9 protein-coding genes are annotated in these 18,930 nt (G+C 57.8%); 5 read left to right on the top strand and 4 right to left on the bottom strand.

Annotated elements, in window-relative coordinates; genetic code table 11:
* Positions 1-48 precede the first annotated feature (48 nt).
* On the bottom strand, positions 49-8,421 hold the full coding sequence (locus PZA18_RS15355; protein WP_284101744.1) for a condensation domain-containing protein: 8,373 nt from the start codon (positions 8,419-8,421) through the stop codon (positions 49-51).
* Positions 8,422-8,426: 5 nt separating this feature from the next.
* Positions 8,427-10,160: an FAD/NAD(P)-binding protein gene (locus PZA18_RS15360; protein ID WP_331488623.1), complete on the bottom strand. Its 1,734-nt coding sequence runs from the start codon at positions 10,158-10,160 to the stop codon at positions 8,427-8,429.
* Between the two features lie 970 nt (positions 10,161-11,130).
* Here PZA18_RS15360 and PZA18_RS15365 point away from each other — a divergent pair.
* Entirely contained in the window at positions 11,131-11,859 is a 729-nt protein-coding gene (locus tag PZA18_RS15365; RefSeq protein WP_284101746.1) for a glycoside hydrolase family 16 protein, read from the top strand.
* 529 nt (positions 11,860-12,388) lie between these two features.
* On the opposite strand, the gene PZA18_RS15370 is transcribed toward PZA18_RS15365, so the two are convergent.
* Positions 12,389-13,387, bottom strand: coding sequence for a nucleotidyltransferase family protein (locus PZA18_RS15370; protein WP_284101747.1), 999 nt, complete (start codon positions 13,385-13,387; stop codon positions 12,389-12,391).
* Positions 13,388-13,690: 303 nt separating this feature from the next.
* On the opposite strand from PZA18_RS15370, the gene PZA18_RS15375 reads away from it, so the two are divergent.
* Positions 13,691-15,241 carry a DUF4214 domain-containing protein gene (locus PZA18_RS15375; protein ID WP_284101748.1) on the top strand — a complete coding sequence of 517 codons (1,551 nt, stop codon included), beginning with the start codon at positions 13,691-13,693 and terminating at the stop codon, positions 15,239-15,241.
* Positions 15,242-15,490: 249 nt separating this feature from the next.
* Here PZA18_RS15375 and PZA18_RS15380 read toward each other — a convergent pair whose 3' ends face one another.
* A complete protein-coding gene (locus PZA18_RS15380) occupies positions 15,491-15,991 on the bottom strand; it encodes a lactoylglutathione lyase family protein (RefSeq protein ID WP_284101749.1) in 501 nt (166 codons plus the stop codon).
* Between the two features lie 97 nt (positions 15,992-16,088).
* On the opposite strand from PZA18_RS15380, the gene PZA18_RS15385 reads away from it, so the two are divergent.
* The 3 genes from PZA18_RS15385 (at position 16,089) to PZA18_RS15395 (ending at position 18,915) form a co-directional block, all read left to right on the top strand.
* A complete protein-coding gene (locus tag PZA18_RS15385) occupies positions 16,089-16,964 on the top strand; it encodes a LysR family transcriptional regulator (protein ID WP_284101750.1) in 876 nt (291 codons plus the stop codon).
* A gap of 207 nt (positions 16,965-17,171) precedes the next feature.
* Entirely contained in the window at positions 17,172-18,026 is an 855-nt protein-coding gene (locus PZA18_RS15390) for a ParA family protein (protein ID WP_284101751.1), read from the top strand.
* Positions 18,019-18,915 (top strand): ParB/RepB/Spo0J family partition protein, encoded by an 897-nt coding sequence (locus PZA18_RS15395; protein WP_284101752.1) that lies wholly within the window; start codon positions 18,019-18,021, stop codon positions 18,913-18,915. Before PZA18_RS15390 ends, PZA18_RS15395 begins: the two co-directional genes overlap by 8 nt.
* The last annotated feature ends 15 nt before the right edge of the window (positions 18,916-18,930 follow it).

The raw sequence follows: 18,930 nt of genomic DNA on the forward strand, positions 1-18,930 counted from the left end.
CCTTGCAGCAGGCCCAAATCCGACGAAACGCGATCCAGAAATAAAATGTCAACAGCGCCCAGGCACGGCCGAGTCGGCCAGTAAGCGCAGGATGCGGCACAGGGTCTGCTCGATTTGCTCGGCCCTGGCGTTCAGTGCTGGCTGGTCAGCCAGAATCAGTTCAAAACTCATCTCGGTATCGGGCAGGCAGACCAATACGAAGGGCATGCCGCCGTGTTCATGCGAAGGCAGTACCCGCAGCCGGCCAGCGTCGGCCAAGGCCACCCCCTGCCGGTCGCCGGGATAGTTCTCGAAAACCAGCATGGAGTCGAAAGGCAGGCCGGGCGCGCCGGTTGGCCGGGCCTGGCTCAGCGAGCCGTGGCTATGGTGGAGCGCATCAAGCAGATGCTGGCCAACCGATTCCAGCAGAACGCCCAGCCCTTTCTGGCTGTCGATATCCACAACCAGAGGTACCGTGCTCATACACAAGCCGACAATGGACTCGCTGCCGGCGACCTCGTCCGGCCGTTGCGACACCACCAGACCGCACGCCACCTTGGTCAGTCCGGTCAGGCGTGCCAGGGTCAAGCCCCAGGCAGCAAGCACGACCCCATGCAGGGTCTGACGGCGATTGGCGGCCAAGCGTCGCAGGGCTTCCGACTGGGCGGCCGTCAACGTGAAGCAACGACTGCCGGGTTGCCGGTTTGTGGCAGGAAGCGGAGGTGCCAGCAGGCAGGGTCGGCTCAAGCCTGCCAAGGCATCCCGCCAACGCGCAGTTCTGGATGGCTGACGGATCGACCAGGCAAGGAAGTCGCTGTATTGAGCCGATGGGGGGGCCAATTGAACGTCCTGGCACAAGGCGGCGTATTGGCGACCGACGTCTTCTGTTACCAGCGGCAGGCTCCAGCCGTCGAACAGCAGATGGTGGTGCGACCAAAGCAGGCAGCAGCCGTCGTTTGCCTTGATCAAATAGAAGCGGGACAACGGAGGCGCGGCGAGGTCAAAGGGCTGGGCTCGGTCTCGTTGCAAGCAGGCCTGGAGCGCAACGGCGACACTATCGCCCTCGGCAGAGACTTCCTCCCACGCAAATGCCAGCGACGCGTCGCATACTTGATACGGCGTCTCAAGGCCATCCCAGCGGAAGCGGTAGCGGAAGACCTCATGCGCCTGGCACACCCGCCGCCAGGCTTCACGTAGACGGCCAAGGTCCGGTTTGCCGTCAAGGGCAAAGCAAATCTGGGTGTGATAGGCGCTGCGATCACGCAGGCTGTCAAACAGCATGCCCGTCTGCAATGGCGTCAGGGGATAACGACGCTCCGACCCCCTGTCTTCGGCCATCGCTTCGAGTGCTGTGCCAAGCAGCTTTGCGAGTTGCTGCAGTTCGACAACGGCAAACTGCCCGGCATCCAGGTCCAGCGCCACCTCCAGATGGTCGGGGTGACACACGGCCTCGACGGCTATTGCATGGCACGGTGGCAACTCCAGATACCGGCTACCGGCCAGATCCAACTGCCAATCATCTGAATAGGGCGTCGAGCCCGACTGCACCAGATTCAGCACGACGGGGGCCAGGGTTTGCCCTTGCAGCAAGCTGGCCTGGCGATAGGCCCACTCTGTCTGATCCAGCCAGTTTTCGGCTGCAGCGGGCGTCTGCACCTGTAACCGTTGCAGCGTCGTAAACCAGCCAAGCGGGTCGGCAAGGTTCGCTTGCGCGATCCATTGCCTGCCATCGGCTTCAAGATCGATGTCGATATCGGTCTGCCTGAAGCATTCCGCCATCGCTCTGGCGGTGGCCGCTGCCAACAATGCTTCCAGAGGCAGCCGACGTTCGTTGGCACGGTTGCGCAGCCGCACCAGCAGCCCGCCATCAAAGGTCAGTGAGCACGTCAACGACTCGCTACCCAATCGCCGGGGGGTGAAGCGGGCCTGCACGGCCTCGGGCATGCCCCCCTGCCAATGGCAATGCTGATGCAGCGTGGCCATGGCCACGCTAAACGAAGCGACCGGCGGCAACGGCTGGTCGGCATAAGCGGTTTTCAGTTCGGCCAGCAGCTGTTGCCAGCCCTGCCAGTCAATCGCCAGGTGATGAATGGCCAGCACGGCCTGCGGGGCACTCCCCGCTCCCAGGCCGAGCACGGCGGGCTGGCCCATGTGCACATTCACCGCAGCCATCGTTGCAGTAAACCGCTGATCGACCTGTTCGCCGGGTAGATCGGCAGACCATTCGATGACCGGTGCCTCGCCAGCAGCGGTCTGAATATCGACTTTCCAGCCCAGGCTGGCGTCTGCCACTACCCGTTGGCGCAAGCTGTCGTGACGACGCCAGACGGTGGTCCAGGCTTGCCGCAGGCGCTTTGTGCAGCTACCTGCCGGCAGCTGCAACGAGACAGCCTGAATGCCTTGTCTGGCGTCCGGGCCGGCATAGTCCAGCCAGCCCAGAGCGGCCGGCGCCAGCTGCAGTGGGCCATCGCCAGCCGTACCGGCAGAATCGGCGACTGCCGCGCGCTCCCGCAAAAAGGCGGCCAGTGCGGCCGGGCTGGCATGGCGGAAAACATCCCCCAGCCCTAAGGCCTCACCTTGACTACGTAAGCGTGACACGATGCGGATGGCGCTGATCGAGTCCCCACCGACAGCAAATAAGTCATGATCCAAAGCCAGTTCCGGGCGGCCCAATACCTCGCGCCAGACCTGTAATACCTTGTGCTCCAGATCATCGGCAGATTGTCTGGCAGCCTGAACCGGCAAGGTCCAGTCGGGTTCAGGCAGGGCACGTACATCAACTTTGCCGTTCAGGGTGAGAGGCAGATTCGGGAGCACCACCAGTACTCGCGGTCTCGCGTTTTCCGGCAGACGTTGTTTCAGCGTGGACTGCACCGCACGCTGCAGCGCAGGCGGATCGCCAGCCCCCGGCCCGGATAAATACGCCACCAGACGAGGCGTACCACCCGGGTCGCGCTTGAGCATGGCCACGGCCTTGGTCACACCTACCGTGCTTTCCACCACCGTTTCGACTTCTGCCAGCTCAATGCGCATGCCGTTGATCTTGACCTGCCTGTCCTGCCGGCCGTGGTATTCCAGATGGCCATCCGCCCGCATCCTGATCTGATCGCCGCTATGGAAACGGCGTTGTCCGTCGCGATGCGGCCGGAAGCGTCGGGCAGTCTCGCGGGCATCACCGAGATAACCCTGGCACACCTGCGGCCCGGAGATACAAAGCTCACCCAGCAAACCACGCGGCAGGACAGCCCCTGCTTCATCGCAGACTTCGATGGTGCAACCATCAATCGGCTGGCCGAGTGGCAGGCGGTCTGCCAGCGGGTTCGGCCCCTGGCCACGCCAGCACAGCATGAAAATCGAGGTTTCGGTGGGGCCGTAGCTGTGGTGCAGGACCGCACCCAAGCTGCGTACCCCCTCGTACAGCGCAGGCGACAGGGCTTCGCCGCCGGCAATGACCTGCCGTAAAGAGGAAGGCCGGTCTGCTACTTCCAGAAACGGCCCCAGCAGGCTGGGTACAAAGTGGGCAGCAGTAATGGCCCGGTCTCGGACCCGCTCTGCAATGCAGGTAATGTCGCCATGCTGGGTAGCCGGCAGGATTTCGAGCTGAGCGCCGCTCAACAGCGGGTGGAACAGCTCCCATAAGGTGATATCGAATGCCGGGGCGGCCAAGTGCAGGAACCGGTCGCCCTCCCCCAGCGGAATTTCCCGTCGAGACCAGCCAAGCAAGGTGGCGAATCCTTGCCAATGGCACATGACGGCGCGTGGTACGCCTGTCGAGCCGGAGGTGAAGGCGATGTAAGCCAACTCGCCAAGCGCCTGAGGGGGAGGCAACGTCGCCTGATGAGGCAACTCCGCCACGTCAATCAGACTACCGGCACGCAGTCCGGCACGCCGGCCGTCATCCAGATCACGAAGCAGGATGGCTTGCAGCGGAGTGCGGGCGCACAGGCTGCCCAGTCGGTCTGCGGGGTGGGCGGGATCAATCAGCACGGCAACCGCCCCAAGCCGCCAGATGGCCAGCAAGCTGGCGAGATGGTCACTGGAGCGTGGCAGTACCACCCCGACCTGACATCCCGGTGCGACACCAGCGCCTTGCAGACGGGTGGCGATGGCCCCCACCCGATCGGCCAATGCGCGCCGGCTCAGGCAGAGGTCACCCTCTCGCACCAGCATCGTATCCAGAACAGGATTACCGGAAGGCTCCAGCAATCGGACCAGCTCGCCCGCCATATCGAGCGGTTCCGCCAATGCGCCAGCGGTCTGGCGGGCAGCCAGCGGTGAATGCGGGTCGATCAGCCCTTGTTGCGCCAGCTTGCGCTGTGGCTGGTGTACGACTTGCAGCAGGAAGTGCCGCCACGAACCCGCCCATGCCGCGACGGTCTCGGCATCGTAGAGCGAGGCACGGGCGCGAATCACCAATCGCGCACCCTGGATACGCTGTTCCAGCGAGAACTCGACATCGGCTCTCACCTGGCGGGTCGGCACAGCAACCACGCTTGCCTGGCAGCTGCCGAAATCCAGCGTTGCGGCTTCACGGCTATCGGTCAAATCAAACAGAAACGGTGGCAGACCATTGCCCGACCCCGCTTGCCGTAGCAATCGACTCAAACACGCAGCAGACACGGCCGTGTGGTCCAGCAGCTGCCCCAAGGTCTCGCTGATCCGGGCTTGTACCGCAGCAAAATCGAGGTCGGCATCCAGACAGCAACGCGCCGGCAGCATGGCCAGAAGCGGTCGGATGGTTTCGCTGCAGCCCTGCTGTTCGGCAGTGGAAACTGCAAGCCCCAGCAGAAAATCTGGACTGCGCGTCGCCCGCTGCAACCATGCCACGGTGACGGCCAATACACGGGCAAACAGGGTGGCTGATCCCGCCGTTTGCAGTGCGCTCAGCAGCGCGGGCTCAAGGTCGATCGCCACACTGTGGGCAGCGGTTTTGGCGTTGCCAGTGGCCGGATGGTCGGTGGGCAGGCTGATGGTGGCATCGGCCCCCGCCAGTGTTTGCTGCCACCAGGCATCGGCGGCGGAATCCTCCGCGACAACCGGGGTGGCCACGTCAGCCAGGGGTTGGCCCCGATAGGCCCGTGCCAATTGCTGCCAGAACACCGCAATGCTGCGACCATCCATGACGGCGTGATGGACCCGTAACGTCAGCAGCTGCTTGTCGGCGCAGTAGTGCAGGCGCCAGCCTGGCGCAGTGTGCAAGGCAGGATCGGGACCGGAGAATGGTCCGTACACCGCTTGCATGACCTCATCCAGTGCCAGCGTTTGCCAATGCCCCGCCAGCTCGGTATCCAGCCGTCGGGCCAGATGGGGCTGTACGCCAACCAGCGCCCTGAGTGCATGTTGCAGCTGGCTTGCGTTCAACGGCCCATCCAGCTGCACACACTCTTCGATCCAATACGGGCTTTCGCCAGTCTGCAGCGATTCATCCAGCAGGATTGCCGTTTCGATGGACGAGCAAGCCATCGACGCAAGGGGCGCAACAGGTAGCGCTGACGTCGTCAGTTGGGCGAGAAGACTGGCAAAGTCGGGGGCATTCAGCAGGCTGCTTACCGGCAGCCTGAGCGACAGGCGCCGACGGGCCTCGCCGACCAGCTTGAGCGCGAGCAGGGAGTGGCCGCCAATCGCCAGGAAATTCTGTTCCGGGCGTACCGATGGCAAACCAGCCAGTTCGGCAATCAGCGCCAGCAGAGGATGATCCGATGCGGCGTCAATAGCTGGCTTTGCCACTGGCGTCGCGAGCAAGACCGCTACCGCCGGTCGATCAATCTTGCCGCGCAGGGTGGTGGGCCAGCTGTCAACGGCGATCAGGCGGGATGGCCAGCAAGGTGATGCATACTGGTTCCGGATGGCTGCCTGCACGGCTTCGAGCTGGGTATTACCGGCCAGCTGCACCGCCAGCTTCAGCTGGCCTTGCTCAACCACGACAATGGCTTCAATCACGCCATCCAGCTGGCGCCAGGCGGCTTCCAGCGCCGAAGGTTCCAGCCGGTAGCCGCGAATTTTCACTTGCCGGTCGCTACGGGCCACGAATCGCAGCTGGCCATCGACGGTACGAATGGCCAGATCTCCGGTTTTGTACATACGGGCGCCGGCTTGGCTGGAGAAGGGATCAGGCAGGAAGCGGTCAGCGGTGGTGGCGGCATGCCCCAGATAGCCCCGCGCCAACGACGGGCCACCGATATACAACTCGCCCACTTCGTTGTGGGAAACAGGACGCAGCCAAGGATCGAGCAGATACAGTCCGACCCCCGGTCGCGGGCTGCCCAGACCGGGCGCATCGCCAGCACTGACAACAATCGTGGTCTCGGTAGGCCCGTAACTATTGAGTAGCGTGACCCCAGGCGCAACGGCGTGCCATTGTGCAACCAGCGCTTCGGTGGCCGCTTCGCCGCCGATGACCACCAGCCTGAGAGAGGCGGGCAATCGCAACCCGGTCTCAACCAGCTCACTCACCAGTAGGCGGAAGAAACCCGTCGGCAAGTCGGCGACACTGATCTGGTGATGGTCACAGAATTCAATGAAGGACTCAGCTGATGCCGACGCAGCCTGACTGCGCAATACGATGGGGGTTCCCCTTCCCAGCGCTGGCAGCAGTTCTTCGAGGCTTGCATCAAATCCGACCGAGCAGAATTGCAGCATACGGTCTGCCGGACTCAACCCTGTCCTGTCCACAAACCAGCTGGCATGCTGAGACAATGCATCTACCGTCAATACCACTGGACGGGGTACGCCTGTGGTGCCTGAAGTGAATAAGAGCAAGGATGCCGGCAAACCACGGTATGCCAGTGGGTCACTGGCCGAGTGCGGTCGCAGGGGGAGCTGCCACTGCGGACAGGCGCTCGCAAAGCGACCGGCGGTGGTGGCACTGACAAGCACCAGATCAGCCGCAACGGCCTGGCAAGCCCGGCTCTGCATAGCCGGTGCTTCTTCAGGATCAAGCAGTGCAAGCCGATGGCCACCCGCAAGCGCCGCCAGCAAGGTTGCTACCTGTTGCGGGGATCGTTCCGCACAGAGCACCAGCGTTGCCGGGCGCCCTACTTTGGCGACAATCGCAGCGTCGATGTCGGCGGCCAATGCGGCCAGCCCACCCGCTGTCCAATTGCCTGACTCCGTCACCAGCGCCAGGGAATCCGGTTCAGCCGACAAGCGGCGAAGCATGGGTGCGACCCAGTCGGTTGCCATGCTGTCCGCCCCCATCCAGGTGGCCATCGCACTTCCCGGCATTGGCCCGTTCAAGGTGGATAAGGACAGATTGATTTCGCCAAGCAGCGCCTGTTCCAGCATGGACAGCAGACGACGGGCAGCGGGCGCATCAAAGCGTGGCACGGCGTAGTCAATCGCCAGCCAAAGCCCTCCCGCCGCGTCCGGGTGGGCAAGAATGGTGAAATCAAGCAGGGTCGGGTATGGCTTGGGTGGGCACAAACGCAACTGGGCACGCCCCATTTGCCAGGTTCTAGCCTCTCCCCCCCAGGCAAAGACGGTCTGAATCAGTGGCGAACCCTGGCTGCCAGACAGGCCCAGTTCCCTGACGATCTCGCTGAATGGCAGCTGGCGATGCTCAACCGCCCCGGCCAAGCGCTCTTGCGCCTGCATGGCCAACGATGCCAGGGTACTGTCGCCCGTCAGGTTCAGGCGCAATGGCAGGGTTTCCACAAAGGGGCCGATAGCCGGCACCTCCAGCGCCAATAAGTCGTGCAGGCCAACCGGGATGCCAATCACCTGACTGGTCCCATCGCTCAGGCTGGCCATGGCCGCAGCACAAGCCGCCAGAACCACCGCCTGACGCGTTACGCCCAGCGCGCGGGCCTGCGCACAGATCCGTTGATAGGCAGCGGCATCCAGCTGAGTTTCAACACGCTCAACACCGGTTGCCGTCACCGAGCTGCCAAATCGCCAACGCGAGTGGGTTGGCGCCCCCTCCAGCGCGCCCCGCCAATAACGACGTGCGGCGGACAGGGCCGACTCCTCGGGAAACAGGGGTGTGATCGCAGCACGATAGTCAAGGGGAAACACGCCATCGGCCGGAACACCCTGCTGGTAGTACGACACCAGCTCGTCCAGCAGATACTCCATCGACAGGCGATCTGCCGCGATGTGATGAAAACAAAAGCGTAGTCGGTAGACGCCCTCCCCAATCTGATGACAAATCAGCTGAAGCGGTCCAGGGGCTCGCACATCCGCCGATCCTGTGGGAGCGTCTTGCCCGGCCCACACCAGTCGGGGCAAAGACAGGGGCAAGGTGCTGTCATCCCAAGGCGTGATATGCCCTCGAAGCACCGGATGGCGAATGGCAACTGCCTGGAGGGCGGCATTCAGGCGGGCCTTATCCAGCACCCCTTGCCAATCCAGTTCAACCTGCACCTGATACAACCCCGGCTGATCAGCAGCCAGGCACTCATAAGCCAGCGCGCTTTGCAGCGGCAGCAATCCCAAATTAGCCATGCTGATTACACTCTGGAGAGGGGGGCGGAAGCGTCTGTAGACACCACAGAGGACATACCCGTCCCCACAAGGGCGGCACGCTGCCGGAGTTGGCTACGGCGATGAATCTCCTTGATTGCCAGCTGCGCCAATTTACTTAGCGCATGCAGACCATCCGAGATCGGATACTGGCCTAGCGTTGCCGGCCCCAAGACAAAGATTCCGCCTTGCTCCCCCCGATAGGCCGAGTGCTGCTGGCCGGCAGGGATGGCTTCCATGGTTTTGGGGTTAAGGTGAATGCCGCCTGGCAGGTAATAACGCAAACCATCAATCACTGTTTCATCCGGACCGGCAGCGCCGCTGCCCAGGCATGGCACCAAGGTGGGCTGGATCAACCCTCTTCTCAACAGAGATTGCAAAAGCGGGGAATTTGCGGCGGCGATGGACTTGGTCTGGCCGCGACAATCAACCGCCAGATCGAACTCACGATGCGGTGAGGGGGAATCTTCGGCACTCACTAGCACACCGCGCTTCGTATTCGGGCGTACCGACCCAGCAAGCTTGGTCACGGTCAGCACACCCGCTTCGATCAGCGCCTGCAATCGCGTGGCATTCCAGTGATTGAGCGTGCGCTGGTGGGCCAGCAAGGCGGTCTCCCGCTGATCCAGCCATCTTCTGTCCTCGCCGCCCAAAGTTTGCAGAGCGATCCGGAAAATGTCGGTTTTTTCCCAAAGCAGACCTTGCCAGGGGATGTGGCGCTGCCGCTGCAGGCTGATCCCGCTTATTTCCAGATCTGTCCGCAACATGGCTGCCGCAGGCTTTGACTGCCAGGCTCGCAGCCATTGGTCTAGCCGAGCGGTGGCTGAGCGGCCAGCCATGCCTAAATGATGTTTGAGAGGAAATTCGTCGAGCAAGGCGGAGAGGATTGCCTCCAGCGGCACTCTGCCAGTGTTCGGATCAGCCGCTTCGACCAGCAAGTCGGCCAGCAAATGCGACGCATAACGCTGCGTTGCTAAGGGATCACCTTGCCCAGACGTGGTACCAAAGCCGCTCACTCGTGGCAGGCAGCCGCTGCGTGATGCCAAGGTGATGGTGCAGGCGTGTTTGGGAATAAACCGCAGCTGATGATTAACCTGACGGAACTCGCCAGCCCCATCAGCTAGCGTGAGGGCCGCATCAATCGCCGTATGGCTGGCGCCAATAAGCAGAATGTCACCCTGTGCCCGTTCTCTTAATGCAGAAGCCGGCCAAGGCGATGGCAACCAGTCCGGATGACCGGCATAGGGGTTGGCAGCGGACCAGTGGCCACTTGCCAGCACAATATGATCGACCCGCTCGGCTTTGCCATCCTCACCGCGCACCACAAAGCCGGGGCCATCGTGCTGCACGTCCAATACCTCAACCCCGCCGCGTATGCAGATTTCCATGCCGGAGCGGCGCAATGCAGCCAGCGCACTGATCAGGCGATCACCGAGTTCTGCGCCCTTTTCCTGCCGGCTGATGGTCTGATTAGCGGCAAGATTGTGAAAACCAAGCACGGTGTCCGAGTCGTAAACCCAGCCACACCCAAGGCGCGAGCGACGTTCAAATAAGGTAAGGCGACGGAAGTTGCGACTAATATTTTGAGAAGCCAATATCGCTTCGACAAAATAGACAGAGGCAGGCCCCCCGCCAATAACGGCAACATGCTGAAGTACTGGCAATTTCAATATCTCACTCGCGCACCGCAGACAATCCGGACTGCCATCAATCAGGTGCATTGATGAGCATTCAGATATTACGCTGCAGCAGCTTTTTATTTGTTTTACCTAAGCAGCCAAAGCTAAAAACCAAACAGATCGATCACCCGATACGTAAAGACTTTTGCATGGCATGTGCTTAGGTCTGAATTTTTCAAAATTAGTATACAAGTAATTGCTGATATCACCAATACGCCAAAACATAGTGATCAATATAATAATACTTATTCATGCTGTTATTTTTTTTAAATATCATATAAATCCATTTTTCACATCACCCAAATAGATGCAAATATTGATTGAAAATTTTCAAACAACCTGTAATTTTATTATCCGTTTGAATTAATTCATTCCATATCACCCAATCTCGATCGAACCTGCTTGTTCCACCCACTTACGAAGGTGTTGGCTAGTTAATCTAGACCCTAGCGGCAAGTTAAGGCGTCGGCATGAACAAGGATCTCCCCCGCCACGGCTTCCTGGCTGAAATCCTCGGCCATGCGGTTTGGCTATCCACCGATTCAGCATCAGCTTCCGTGATATTGAGGAGTGACCGGCCTCACAGGGCGAGCTCGTCAGCAACGAGACGATCCGGTAATGCCGTCTGATTCGGTCAGGCCTACGTCAACCCCCCACGGCACAGCTGCCTCAGGCGGGGAATACATGGCATCTGGATGAGATCTATCTCTGGAGGAATGGCAAGCGCCATCATCTATGGCGGGCTTTTGATCCGGAGAGCCCCGCACTGGATATCCTTGCGCAAGCAGCTGAAAGGGTTGCGCGGCCTGGATTCGGAGAACAGTTCGATTCGCGTGAATTTCACGCACCAGGAGATGGCAATGGCAATAATCAAACGACCTTGTCAGTACCGTCACCCCGTCGCCCTTCAAAAGTCAGTGCAACAGTTCCACCCCGAAAATACACAATTCGCCTGATATAAACGTCCAATCCTTATCAGTAGAATCCGCCATTCCTAACGAGGAGGTTACTGATGAAGACAAATTACTTGACCCACTTGGCACTCATTACCACGTTAGCCATGGCTACCGCCCATGCCAAGACAATCAATTTCTCTGGCTACACTTGGGACGTGCGCAATGAAGCTTCGGGCGGCCCCGGCCCCAATCGCTGGGATGAAAACAATGTCTGGGTCGACTGGCAGGGTCAGCTGCATCTGAAAATTGCCAACCGTAACGGCCAGTGGAGCTCCGCTGAACTGTTCTTACGACAGCGCTTGGGTTTTGGTACCTATCAGTTCAAACTGATTGGGCGACCAGACTGGTTTGATGACAATGTGGTGCTTGGCCTATTCAGTTACACCCGGCCGGATATTGGCCCCGATGGCACCAATGAAATCGACATCGAGCTGTCGCGTTGGGGCAGTGCGGGCAATCCAGTCGGCAACTACGGGGTCTTCCCTGCGGTGAGGGGATACCCACAGGCTGTGCGCGCTTTTCACATGGGCTTGAATGGCGATTACACGACACATCGCTTCTTCTGGACGCCGTACCAGATCACTTTCCAGTCCCTGCACGGCCACCAGGATGGAAACGAGAACGAGATGAGTCGCTGGCAATTCAGTCCTGCCGATTACTACCAACGAGTACCGCAAAACGCGCTACCTATCCACATGAACCTCTGGCTATACCAAGGCATGCCGCCCAAGAACGGCCAGGAAGTCGAGATCATCATCTCCGAGTTCAAATTCATCCCGGCTTAGGGGTAGAGGTATTGACAAGTTAACCGGCCACTTTGGCATTGTCATTTTTCAGTGCGCAAAAACGTCACAGATCGAGTTGCTCGTCGAATTCAGGCCGCAAATTGGGCTTGAGTAACAATCTGCCACGCGAGAACAGCCTTTTCGCGTGCGACACAGTAGTCGATCCGGCTGATCAGAGGGTAGATCGGCATCCAATCGTTATCACCCCGGGTTGTGCAACCATCTGCTGTTTGGTGGGGAAACCTGGGGTGGTGATCAGGGTGTCAAACGCAACCTCTAACTGATACAGCATCCAGCGCAAACACACACGTAAATTGATACACCCACTTAAGTGCTAATGCGGGTAGGATTCGCGAGTGATGACTCCTTCCTTATGCCGTAGGCCGGGCTTGCGTTGCATCGTTGGCAAAGGCCTGACCCCACTGATCAAACGGCAGATTGCTCTTGAAAACCGAGCTGCCCATCTCGTTGATGATCAGAAGTCTGTACGGTTTGACGAGGCACTTGGGTATCCCCATTTGGCCGATGACTACGAACGTCGAATCCGCTCAGCTGCAGTCGATTCGTCCGCCGAGGCGAAGAATTGTTCAAATTCCTCTTTTGAGGAAAACGACGCACGCACATGCCGCATGCGCTCTCCCAAAGCTTTTCCAGACAAGCCCGTCAGCGCAGAAACGTTGTCCCCGTTGAAGTAACGATGCACCAAGATCTTTCGCGCGTGCGCAGCCATTGCTGCGTCGTAAGCAAGCTTGAAGGCGGGTACCGCGACAAAAGCACGCTGCAGAAATTCGCGTCTTTGTATTTCTCTTTCCTCACTGCCGGGAGCACCCCATGGATAGGCCGCCATTGCGTCTGCAGGCTGCTGCGCCAACCACGCCAGGAAGCGGGTGTAGGTCGGCCGCTTGGCATCACGCATGCGCGCCGAATGATTCCGGTTATCAAGCAGATAAATATCCCTGTTCATAAACGGCGACGTGGCCACATAGCGGAAGATGTCGTCCAGGGTGTTGAACCCACCGCTGGTTCGCATGACATTGAAAGCCTCGAAGTCATAGCCCATCAGGGTGAGCGCGGTGGCAAAGTCATTGGTGATAAGCACCTCATCAATCAGGTGATCACTATTGCCGGGGTCGCGCAAAGGGTACAAGAGACCAAGATGCCCGAATTTGGCGCCCAACTTATGCCCGATGCGACCGAACAAATTGCCCATATCGTTGTACGAGAAGTAGTGCAATGCAAAATCGAACGACTCTGATGGCACCCTGATCAAGTCAATTTGAAAAATCCCTTCAGCGATAGAGATCCCGATGCTGGTGACATCGCCATTGCGGACAAGCTCGGTCGCTTGCAGCTGCTTTGCAATCGCAAGAGGATCGTATTCGGCACCCCCTTCAATGATGACATCCATGTCACCGAAGTCTGGTTTTGATGCATACGCGGTCACCGCCGCTACCCGCAACCCCTGAACAAAAGCCGTGAGGCGGGCAATGATTTCGTCGGCCACCACATAGTAGCGAGCTGCTGGCAATCTGACCGATTCAACCGATAGCGCTCTCCCTCCCATGGTTTGTATTTCCTCCAATTTGATGACTTGTGGGGTTCCGCCAGAGCCCTGATCGAGATCGCCTCTCAAACGTCAATGCAACAGAACCGAGGCGGCATTGGCTCACTTGCATATAACAAAGTTCAACAAGTTACAGCCCATCTACCGAATTTTGGCATTTATCACACTCCTGCCCACAAGCCGGCAAGCATCGGTTACAGTGCCGCCGCTGGTCTTCACTTGTAGATCGGCAATCTATCCCTAAAACCTGATATTGAAAGAAATTCAATGAAAAAACATATCATTAATAGGCAGGCCCTTACCTTAAAAGTCCTGGTTGCCAGTATTGCCGCAATCGCCGCCTTCCCTGCACACGCCGCTTTTGGCGATGCAACCATCAGTGCCGCCACACTCGCCACACCTACCAGCCCGGCGAGCGCCATCACAATCAAAACCTGCGGGTATGACGCCGGTGCAATCTGTTCTCTGAACTGGAACGGCGTGGAGTTTATCAACGACTATGATCACGGCCGCCAACTGCAGTCCGCATCCAGTTTTGATAAAAGAGGGGAAGACTTCAACCCGACCGAAGCGGGTGCTCAATTGCAACCCCAGGGGCAGGCAAGCCGCAGCACTTTATTGAAGATGTCCTCCACGGCAAACTCGCTGACCACACAAACCCGCATGTCGTTCTGGAAATTCTTTTTCAACGATCCCGAATCCAAGCATGTGCTGGACAAAAAAGTGACCATTGGCTTACCGGGTTTGCCCAATGTGATTGAGTACTTGAACACCTTCACCATTCCGTCCGGCGAGTCTCATACGGAAGGGCAATTTGAAGTGCTCACCGGCTACATGCCACTGCACGTATTCAAAAAATTCTATACTTTCAGCACTGATGGCGTACTGGCACCACTGGAAAACACCCAGGTTGGCAGCAGAGAACAGCGGTTACCGATCATTTTCGCCAACAACACTGGCAGCCACGCGATGGGGATCTATTCGCCTGACTCGCCCCAGAATGCCTCAGTCTATTCGCGCGGTGGTGGCTATGGTCGCGGCTATTTCGTCTTGGACAAAACGGATGAGACCAAAGCGGTCAATTCCGTCAAATGGAACACCGTGTCGCGTTTCAACAACCCGGTTGGTAGTTACAGCTTCCGGTCCTACGTCATCGTAGGATCACTGGCCGACGTGCAGGCTTCGATGAAAACGTTGTACTCGACCGTTAAACCGTACCGGACAGCAGGCGCTTTCAATGGCCCAGCAAGCAATTACACGGTGAGCAAGGTCAGTGCAACCGAATTCAGTGTGACGGACATCAATAATGTGGACGGTATTACCACCATCGACAGCCTGAAAACACCGGTTATCAAGTTCAGCGATCGGGCAACCGCGCTTGACATCAACACCAGTGCCGGCCAGGTCTTCCGCCTGTATCGTGCTGCGTTCTACAAGCGGCAGCCGGACGCAGGGGGAATCGGATATTGGGCAAAGATACGGGACAATGGCTCGACTCTGGAGGCCATCGCGGGTCAATTGCTGTCCAGCCCCGAATATGCCTCGACGTATGGTGCCGAGAATGCCAGCAACGACCAGTTCGTTCGCAATCTATACAAGTATGCACTGAACCGGCTGGAAACACGTCTGCCGATCACAGACGCTGAAGTCAGCTACTGGGTTGGCCGGCTAGCGGCTGGCAGTACCAGAGCAGCAGTGATGGCTGCGATTACCGAGAGTGGAGAGAGCAAGGGCCTGAAAGTATCCAATCCCAATGGTGGCATTAGCTACGTGCCACATATGCCCACCTACGGCGCATCCAGCCCCATTTTCAAGTAAGGGTTGAAGACAGGACATGCCACGCTTCGGCGTGGCATGTCCGATTCAAGGTTAACTTGTCAAAACACACATGAAAGACATCAGCCGTAAACTGGAGCGGGTCGCGACCTGTTTCCATGACCCCGATGTCAAATAGGCTGCACACCCTATTGCCCGACCGTATCAATAAATCCAACCACCACTACCTGATTCGAATCCCGGCCGCAAGGTGAGATGGTCGGACGGCTATGGCCTTCTTGCGACTCAGCCTTATTGATAAGCACCTGCGGAGTAAGTCAGTTCATAACTGTGGCTGTAGATTTCCAGAATGTTGCCGAATGGATCTTCCATGTAGACCATGCGGTAGGGCTTTTCGCCGGGAAAATATTCCCTTACCGGCATACGCTGCTTGCCACCAGCAGCCACCACTTTGGCGGCAAGACCTTCTACGTCGGGATCCTGCACGCAGAAGTGGAAAACACCACTTTTCCAGTATTCGAAGTTATTCTCGCGTTTTTCTGCATTGCGAAACTCGAAGATTTCCACGCCTATGCGATCACCTGTCGAAAGGTGAGCAATACGAAATGAACCCCAGCCCGCGCCGAATACATCGGTACACATGACACCGATCGCTGAGTCATCTTCGCTGATTTGGGTTGGCGGCATGATCAGATACCAGCCCATTACCTCGGTGTAGAACTTCACGGCCGCATCAAGATCGGTAACCGACAGGCCTATATGGGAGAAGCTGCGAGGGTAGACGAAAGACATGGCATGTATCTCTGTACGAATTGGACAGGTGCTAGTCTAAAAAAGCGAATCAATAATTAAAATAATCATCCGATTATTGAATTGATAAATTATCGTTATGTTGAATCCGCTATGGCTACGAAGCTTCTCGGTTCTGGTGGAGCTAGGCAGCTTTACCCGTTGCGCCGAACAACTGGACCTGACTCAAGCCGCCGTCAGTCAACACATTCAGAAGCTGGAAGAGCGCCTTGGCCCGTTGCTGATACGCCGTCCACGCCAGATTGAACTCACGCCAGCCGGGCGGGTGCTGCTGGACTATTGCAAAGAGGTGAGTGCGGCCGACTTGCGCTTGCAGAATCGTTTGTCTGCGCTTGATGAATTACTCGGCGAAGTAGGGTTGATCTGCCCAGGGAGTATTGGCCTGATGGTCTTCCCGCTTCTCTTGGACCTGCAGCAAGGCAACCCCGGCCTTGTCATTCGCCAACGCTTTGCACCGGATTGGGAAGTGCTCGAAGCGGTTCTGGATAATCGCTTTGAACTCGGTCTGACCACCATCAAGCCAGATGACCCTCGCCTCAGCACGCATCGTTTTGCAGAGGAGCCACTCGAACTTATCGTCCCTGCCGCAGAGCAGGTTGATAGCTATGACGACCTACTTCGCATTGGTTTTATCGATCACCCCGATGGTCGGGCAATGGCTAACCGTTTACTCAGTCGCTACTACCCCGACACCCCAGGCATTAGCAAACTGCCTTGCCGTGGGTTCATCAATCAAATCGGCCTGATTCTGGAACCGGTAGCGCGCGGACTTGGCTGCACGGTACTACCTCGTTACGCCCGCCAAGCTTTCTCACGACCAGAAGCCATCAAGGTAATAGAAGGGCCGGTAGTGGTCATGGATACTCTATGGCTATTACATCGGTCCGAATGGCCACTTACCGCCAGAGCGGAACGGATCATTCAGCAGTTGCGTAGTCATCTGCAGCGAATTTAGTTGGCACGCCCCTTTGCCTGGGAAAACTGCGGGGCCGTTCAAGGACCAACCTCTTAAATAAAAGTCAGTGGCACCATGACGAGCAAAGCAAGTGTAGCAAGTTACTACACTTCCAATAATACGCTGCCCCTGAGCTGGTAGCGCCACCTTGAATTGTTACAATCTAGGATGTATCGTATTCAATATCAACATACATCGTAGAATGAAATGAGCGATTCAGTGGAAACCAGCACAGCAATCATTGCTGTGTGTAATCACAAAGGGGGTTGCGGGAAGACCACAACCGTTGTCAATCTTGCTTATGAGATCGCAAGAACCGGATTGAGCGTGCTGATTGTCGATCTGGACCCTCAGGCCAACCTGAGTTTGCACATTGGCAAGCAGCACCCGAGCGAGATTTCGGTCACCAGTGCCGAGCTGCTACTGGGGGATGTCTCGACGCTCGCCACCGCAATTCACGAAGATACCTATCTGCCAGGCGTATCGCTAATTTATGGCTCCCTCAACCTGGACAAGGTCGAAGACGATTTGTGGGACGTGGCAACCCGTCCCTACGAGGAGTTGCGCGCAAAGCTTGAGCCCTTGAAGGGCTTATACGACGTCATCCTTCTGGACTGCCGGCCGAACATCAAACTATTGACCAGTAATGCACTGGCGGCAGCCACGCATCTGATCATCCCGATCGAGAGCGGCTCGCAGTACAGCCTTTATGGCGCGGCGGATCTGACAAAACACATTACGAAGATGCGAACGGTCAATCCGGAGCTGCAGTTACTGGGGGTGTTGTTGACCCGCCACGACGCCCGACAAACCGCCTGCGCCTTGATCGCTACGCTGGCGACGAACACCTTCGGCAGCGTTCTGCCGGTCACGGTGGGTACGAGTGCCGCCAAGATCAATCAGGCAGTGATCAACCAGAAAGCCATTTACATGCAAGACCCCAAGGCGAAAATTGCGAAGGAATATCGACGGCTGGCTCGTCATGTCATTTCAGCAATCGGCCTTGCCTCGAAAGCAGACTTGAGCGGTGATATTGATGAGAGCGAGACGGAAGATGTTTGAGAAGAAGTCAAAAGTTGAATTGCTGGCGGAAAAGCTGAATCAGACACATGGCCGGCACATTCAGGCCAATCGGGATGAGAGTCCGCTCAAATTTGGTGATCGCCTGGAAAAGCTGCGTCTTAACCAGCTGATTCCCAGCAAGCATCAACCACGTCGCCGCTTTGCCGAAAAGGAAATCCAGGAGCTTGCTGAGTCGATCAAGGAGGTTGGCTTGCTGCAGCCGGTATTGGTCCGCCCCTCGGGTGAGCTGTATGAGATATTGGCCGGGGAGCGTCGCTGGCTGGCCCATAAGCACCTCAATCTGGAGACCATCCAGGTCATCATTCGTGACGCCTCCGATTACGAAATGGCCGCCGCCGCCCTTGCCGAGAATATCTCCAGGCAAGATCTGACGGATTACGAAATCTGCAAGGCACTCAGGCGGATTGAGCACTCCTTTCAGAACAAGACCCGCCTGGCGGAAGCCGTGGGCCTGAATCGTGAGGATATGTATAAGTACTTCTCGTTTGAAGAGTTGCCATCTGAGATTCAGACAACGCTGGACTCCCGGCCAGAGTTATTGGCCCGAAAAGCAGCAACCGATATTCGGGCGGTACTGAAAAAAGACCCCGAACATGCCATGCCGCATCTGTTGGAAGCTTGGTCCATGCTGGAAGCCGGCAAGATCGAGCAGACCAAGATTGCGCAATACATCAAGCAAAGACTGGAGCCGCAGAAGGAAAAAAGTCTGCCGGCAACCCATGCCCTGATGCGTGCGGGCAAGGTGGTAGGCAACACGCAGCGCACCGATAAAGCCGTTACGGTCCGAATTGATGCCAAGGCAATGACGGAAGACATGGAACAGAAGCTGGTCAGCTTTCTGGAAAAACTTTTGGCAGATCAAGCGTAGCTTCCAAGCGCATTA

The organism is Parachitinimonas caeni, from assembly GCF_030129945.1.
GTDB classification, from domain to species: domain Bacteria; phylum Pseudomonadota; class Gammaproteobacteria; order Burkholderiales; family Chitinimonadaceae; genus Parachitinimonas; species Parachitinimonas caeni.

What these genes read in the sequence shown, in the direction of transcription:
- PZA18_RS15380 (WP_284101749.1), bottom strand. Translation starts at nt 15,991, where the DNA reads ATGTCTTTCGTCTACCCTCGCAGCTTCTCCCATATAGGCCTGTCGGTT.
- PZA18_RS15385 (WP_284101750.1), top strand. Translation starts at nt 16,089, where the DNA reads ATGTTGAATCCGCTATGGCTACGAAGCTTCTCGGTTCTGGTGGAGCTA.
- PZA18_RS15355 (WP_284101744.1), bottom strand. Translation starts at nt 8,421, where the DNA reads ATGGCTAATTTGGGATTGCTGCCGCTGCAAAGCGCGCTGGCTTATGAG.
- PZA18_RS15390 (WP_284101751.1), top strand. Translation starts at nt 17,172, where the DNA reads ATGAGCGATTCAGTGGAAACCAGCACAGCAATCATTGCTGTGTGTAAT.
- PZA18_RS15375 (WP_284101748.1), top strand. Translation starts at nt 13,691, where the DNA reads ATGAAAAAACATATCATTAATAGGCAGGCCCTTACCTTAAAAGTCCTG.
- PZA18_RS15395 (WP_284101752.1), top strand. Translation starts at nt 18,019, where the DNA reads ATGTTTGAGAAGAAGTCAAAAGTTGAATTGCTGGCGGAAAAGCTGAAT.
- PZA18_RS15365 (WP_284101746.1), top strand. Translation starts at nt 11,131, where the DNA reads ATGAAGACAAATTACTTGACCCACTTGGCACTCATTACCACGTTAGCC.
- PZA18_RS15360 (WP_331488623.1), bottom strand. Translation starts at nt 10,160, where the DNA reads ATGCACCTGATTGATGGCAGTCCGGATTGTCTGCGGTGCGCGAGTGAG.